Raw genomic sequence first — 5998 nt, forward strand, 5'->3', positions numbered from 1 at the left:
TGGGTGTCTTCTTTAATTATTTACTACCCGGATTCAATATGAAAGTGCACCAACCTTTTTATTATAGATTTCAAATGACGTTTTGTAACCGAGGCACGTTCTTGGCCTGGAATTTAATTTATATTCAGTTTATTTTATTTCTCTATCTATTACCGTTGAAAATCAGTGCCCTAAGGTAAATACCTTAAAATTAGGCTATTTACTTGTTCTAATGCGACGCCCATAGATGTATATAGCACTCCACTTGGACCAGAAAGTCGATAGACGCGACCACCAAGGTCACATAGGCGTGACTAAAAAATCGGCGAAACGTGACCAGAAACAGAAAAGCCCCAGCAGATGCGCTGGGGCTTTTAACTAGGTATCTTTGATATTATTGATACTAAGCTAGAGCTTCTAATTTAATATGTTAGGCGTTGTGTCAGTTACCCCTTCACATTTCAGACCATCTTCTTTGTAAAGGCCGGACAAACGTTTATACTCTTGGTTAAGAAAGTCACTGAGGCTAGTCCAGTGGTTAATTTTAAAAGTATCAGTTTTTAACTGTCTATGAATAGCTCCGGTTTTCAAGTTATAACCAATAATTGAGCCATCATATTTATAGCTTCCTATGTAAATTGTATTTGGCACTCTGTAGTTGTGCACCAACGCGTTTGGCATAACTATATCAAACGGCTGTTGGAGCGATGAATCAATTGACCGTGAATTATCATCTCTCAAACCATATAATGATATTGCATCGCCGAATAACTTTAGTCCATTCGATGATTTATAAAAACATTTCAATTCATCAGGAAGAGTAATACCAATATCAGCCTCCAAAACTCTAATATCATCGTCACTAAGAGCTCTATATACAGCGTGTAAGTATGCTCTAGGCGCTACAACAGGAGTATTTTTTATTAAAGTTGAGCCGTTTTCAGTTCCTACCTTGTCTTTTTCAGAAAATTCATTTAATAAATACATGTTGAATTCTTGAACTTTACTAATATTCATACCTTCCCCAAAATTAGTAATTAAGTTTCATCAAGGTGTCGGATATCTCCGACCTATAAAAATCACTAAAAGATAGTCGACGCTCAATTTTTTACCAAATACAAAGTAGATATCTTCTTAATATTTTTTTAACTTTCCATCTGTAGATGAACATATTGAGTATACTTACCATATTGACACTTAACTATTGCTCGAAGCTCTTCTTTACGCTCTTCAGAATCTAGCCAATTTGAACTGACAGATATTAATTCTTTCTCTAAGCCAAAATCCAAAATTTCTAGTGCACTTTTATAGTCCTTTTCTAGTGTATATAATAAGCTAGCATATTGTGCAGAAGCAGCAGAGCTAAGACCAATTTCATCCATTCTTTGCTCACTTCTGCATAAGCCAGCCAACCTGTCAGCCATATTGCTTATACTCATACTCTGCCACTCTGACTGAATAAAAAAATCAACTCCATTCACAATAATTGAACTTACTTCTTCAGTATTATCATTTTCAAGAGTAAACGTATGGGCTGGTTCCGCAAAGTTTATACTCTTTAAGTATGTAATAAAGTTTATATTGCACAATCGTGCTTTCGTTTCTCTTACTTGTTCTGGAAAATCACGGAAATAAGGGTCACACTTCCAAAGCTGTAAGCCTCTCTTTATCTCACTCACTTTATCACTGTCAATTCCAAACTGAGGGCAAAAGTTAACCTTTCCATTTTTTTTAGGGTTTGCACCGACAGAAAATATAAATCTCAATTCGCCTTTGACAAGGACAAAGTCCACAGTGCTTTTTTCTGCACACGTACTAATGTCATTTTCAAAGCCTAAGTCAATTAACCTATTCTTTAATTCTAAGATAAAATGAGGCTGCGCTTCGCCCCAAAATCTTTTACTTAAATTTATCATACTCCAAGCCTCCTCTATTGAGATAAACAACCAACACAATCTGCATTTTCGCCTGTCGAAGGAGGAAATAATAACATTTCTCCTGCAAAAGTTGCGATAGAGCCATGCAATGAGACGGCGCCCACCACTCCTCTTTGGATTACTCCCCTCGTCGCCAACTGTCTGAATGTCCTACTATTGACCAGAAACAGAAAAGCCCCAGCAAGTGTGCTAGGGTTTTAGATTAGGGGTCTTTTAAAATCACTTATGCCATGTATATTTTTCCTCAAATTGAACCCGGAAAGTAAAACCTAAAAATTTCTCGGTGAAAATCACTCACATACGACAATTAATTCACCATTCCTTTCTTTCAACATATAAACCCCTTCGTATGGACAATTAGGTATCGCACTTAAATACTTCGGGACTAATTCTTCTATAGCATCAACGTTTTTACCATTTTCTTTAAAATAGACTTTCATCGCACTATTGATTATTTCAATATCAAAATTAAATTTATCTTCTTTCAGCATCTCTTTGGAGTCAATTACTAAAAACTTTGCAGTAAATAATGCTAAAAAAAATAAAATAGTCATTATAAGCTTCAACTCATCTATCTCCTTTAAATTCGTATACGGGTTTTGGGTAATCTTTCAGGTTTGGTAAAGGCATACTTCTACCTCTATAAACAGCTCCCATAATAGCCGCTGTATCTCTTATCCACAGATGAATATCATTTACATTAGATGCATTCTGATAATTAAGGAATCCTCCGAGCTCTTGAAACATGTATACATGCAACTTTTCATGAAAAACCAAATTTTGAAACAAATCATATTTCATGCCATAGTCTAAAAGTATATGCCCAGTTGGAAAAGCGAAGTCATAGCCTACTCCTAAATCAAAAAGTATATTAGTTGTCTGGAGCATCTCGGGATAATGTTCATTAACAAATAGCTCTATATCATTCACCATTTCCTCGGCTTGTTCTTTCGTAACATCCAAACCTCTCAATTTGGTTGAACGAAACCTTTTTGAACTCGGCGCCTCAGCATTCAACGCATGCATCATCGCCGCGGTCCTAGCACCGTTTGCAAACTTACCACCAGTAAGCGCACTCGCTGTACCACCAACAATCGCCGCTACCGTCGTTCGCCCAACAATAGCATCCCAGTCTCGATTGTTCATATTGAACCCAGCATTACCCATTACCATTTTGGTAAAGCCTGCCGATATAAACCCATGCCCAAATTTACCACCAGAAGCGACTGATGAAACTCCACCGACTAAAGCGTGACTTCCTGCCCACTGTAATTGTTCACCGAATTCAGCACCAGCAAAAGAACCATATTCTCCTTTATAATAATCACCTATAGCTGAAAATGCATATGCTGTTGCAGCAGATGTAGCGCCAGCCCTTAAAGCAGAGCCAACGTTTCCCGTATGATAATAATTTACTTGCGCACTAAATAGCGCCGAACACCAAACCTGACAACCTGGCACAAAGTTTAAAGCAACTGCAACAACAGTTTGCAGGCCTTCACTTCCCATAATTCGGTCGTAAGCTCGCCTTCCTAACCATGCACCTGTAAGCCCGCCGAGCGAAAAACCAACCATTTGTGCACCTTTTCTACTCAATAAAGTACCTGCCAGCTTCTTAAAAAAGTACCCACTCGGATCGGTATACGACAGCGGATTATTCAACACATAACTATATGCGTTATAGTTCTGCAAGTTCGTCGGCGCTTGCACAAATGGGTCGGCCTGCATAAATCGGCCCGTGTCTGCATCGAAGATCCGTCCGTTCATATGAGCGAATGTGATCTTCAGATACAAATTAAATTTGTTGTATGGGGAGCAACATACATTGAAGCTCCCTTTATCCCCATTAAAAATGTGGAGATCAGTTGCTAGGTATAAAATCTTGGCCATATTGGTGAAAGAGAAAAATAGGGAATGCGCTGAGAACAAAAACAATATTCCTCTGTTCAAGTGCTTGGCATTGAGAAACGGCAATATCTAATTGCTCTGGAAGGGCTAACTGTATATAGCACTCCACCTGGACCAGAAAGTCGATAGATACGACCACACAGGTCAAATAGGCGTGACCAAAAAATCGGCGAAACGTGACCAGAAACAGAAAAGCCCCAGCAGGTGTGCTGGAGCTTAGAATTGAGTGTCTTTTATATTACGCTCTTAAATATCGCTATAACGATAACGAGGCAGTAATAACTGCCCCGATAGATTTGCTTAACTTCACATAAATGGAGTGTCCATATATGTCATGTTTATTCTTTTTTACATTCTAGGTCGAATAAAATCGGCCCCTCTATATAAGGATAGATATATTTCTTAAAGTCCATTTTACTGTAATACCCCAATTCCAACAGCAGTTTTTTTTCTATCATCATTTGATCATAGTTCATAGGGTCTGCATAATATTTAGAAAGATTAAAGCTACACCCATTTGACTTCAGTATTTTTGTCAAAAAGCCATAAACTGATTCATCTAGTATAGCTTTTTCAAAAATCCTTCTATAGTCATGTTCCTTTACTTCATCCCTAAAGTTATATGGCCACCAATCACTATCATTGGCAAATTTAATTAACGGCCAGTTAGAAACTCTCCACACAAAGTTTATTGTAAACCGTCTTTTTTTAAGAATCTCATTGAGTATATCCTTCTCTGATAGCAGAGAAGATGCTGACTCAATCACTCGTTGTAAGTCTGGTTGATTAATTTCACTTTGCTTGCAATCAACTCCTGAAATCAAGTCAAAATGAGAGTCACTATCCCTGTACCGAATAAGAGCCTTACATTCTGAAGAATCATTGGAGTAGTATTCATGCCAGCCAAAATTATTCTTGTAAAGGTAGCCAACTTCAACAACTCTTTCTATTCCTTGAGAAGAAAAAGCGTTAAAAACCATAAAAACAAAACTAATAGTTAATAATTTCAATCCTTTAACTCCGAAAAATAAATGGAAGATTTAAATGCTTTAGACGGTATAACACCATTACCTACCAGCTTAGAACCGTCAAATAAATCTATATGATTGTAGCCACCTGATGAAGGGTCTCTAAAGAATATTATACCTTGCTTGCCTTTTATAGATGTAAAATTAGTAACCAAATTGGCGTTATCATAAACTCCCAGATAAAGTGCTAAATTTTGAGCTCCCAAAATATACCGGTTCCCTTGCCCGTCACCAGTAGTAACAAAGTCGGTGTTTTTAAAAGCATTAAGCATATCGTTATAGCCAGCTCGGTTAAATGCATTACTTACTCTTGCCGCACAAGAGCCCCCGCTGCTGCTGAGTATTGCGTTTTCAGCCCATTTTTGGAATTTCTTGCCTTCCATCATATCCCAACGAGACTGATAAGCATTACTGAGTTTTTTGTATGACCACTCACCAACCTGATTCAATACATACTGCATTGCCCCAGTGCGAGCACCATTAGAAAATTTTCCACCAGTGATTTCTGATACTGTACCACCAATAACTGCAGAAATAATTGCGCCTTTTACTATTTGTGTCGCACTTAGATTACTACCTCCAGGTAAAAATACACCACCGGCACCTTTGGTAACGCCAGCACTGACAAACCCATGACCAAATTTACCGCCATTGACTACAGCAGCAATACCACCAACCGTGGCATGTGCCGTGATTTGTGCCGCCACTTGCCCTTTGGTGAGTAAATTACCACCAAAGTCAATATAATCACCATATTGTGCGCCACCGAAAACAACATCATCAACATTTTGAACATTTGCAGCTGAAAAGTGTTCACCAATATACTGAAACGCATATGTCGTCGCTGCAGCAGTCAATCCCGCTTTAAATGCTTGAGAGGAACTGCCCCCCATGGCTCTAGTAAATTCATAGTTCCATGCAGCTGCACAGACCGGCGCCCACACCAAACAAGCAAGGGATCCAACATTTCCCATAATATTAGTGACTTCTGCACCAAATACCTTCGCATGTGCCCTGATAATATTCCTACTTAACTTTTTAAGAGGCTTGAAAAAATATCCACTCGGATCCGTATACGACAGCGGATTATTCAACACATAACTATATGCGTTATAGTTCTGCAAGTTCGTCGGTGCTTGCACAAAT

Annotated in this window: 6 protein-coding genes; all 6 read right to left on the bottom strand. The window is 38.4% G+C overall.

Going from position 1 to position 5998, the window contains the following annotated elements; genetic code table 11:
- Positions 1-396: 396 nt before the first annotated feature.
- On the bottom strand, positions 397-996 hold the full coding sequence (locus N475_RS02035; RefSeq protein ID WP_063364591.1) for an SMI1/KNR4 family protein: 600 nt from the start codon (positions 994-996) through the stop codon (positions 397-399).
- A 128-nt stretch (positions 997-1124) separates the two neighbouring features.
- Positions 1125-1895 carry a hypothetical protein gene (locus N475_RS02040; protein WP_063364592.1) on the bottom strand — a complete coding sequence of 257 codons (771 nt, stop codon included), beginning with the start codon at positions 1893-1895 and terminating at the stop codon, positions 1125-1127.
- A gap of 311 nt (positions 1896-2206) precedes the next feature.
- Complete coding sequence (locus tag N475_RS02045) at positions 2207-2470, bottom strand: hypothetical protein (RefSeq protein ID WP_063364593.1); 264 nt, start codon at positions 2468-2470, stop codon at positions 2207-2209.
- Positions 2471-2483: 13 nt separating this feature from the next.
- Positions 2484-3683 carry an RHS repeat-associated core domain-containing protein gene (locus N475_RS02050; RefSeq protein WP_211270587.1) on the bottom strand — a complete coding sequence of 400 codons (1200 nt, stop codon included), beginning with the start codon at positions 3681-3683 and terminating at the stop codon, positions 2484-2486.
- Positions 3684-4162: 479 nt separating this feature from the next.
- Positions 4163-4834 carry a hypothetical protein gene (locus N475_RS02055; protein WP_155732520.1) on the bottom strand — a complete coding sequence of 224 codons (672 nt, stop codon included), beginning with the start codon at positions 4832-4834 and terminating at the stop codon, positions 4163-4165.
- The coding region (locus N475_RS02060) for a T6SS effector amidase Tae4 family protein (protein ID WP_248846343.1) at positions 4831-5998 on the bottom strand (1168 nt) is incomplete at its 5' end. The genes N475_RS02060 and N475_RS02055, both read right to left, overlap by 4 nt.

It is taken from the genome of Pseudoalteromonas luteoviolacea DSM 6061 (genome assembly GCF_001625655.1).
Lineage (GTDB): Bacteria > Pseudomonadota > Gammaproteobacteria > Enterobacterales > Alteromonadaceae > Pseudoalteromonas > Pseudoalteromonas luteoviolacea.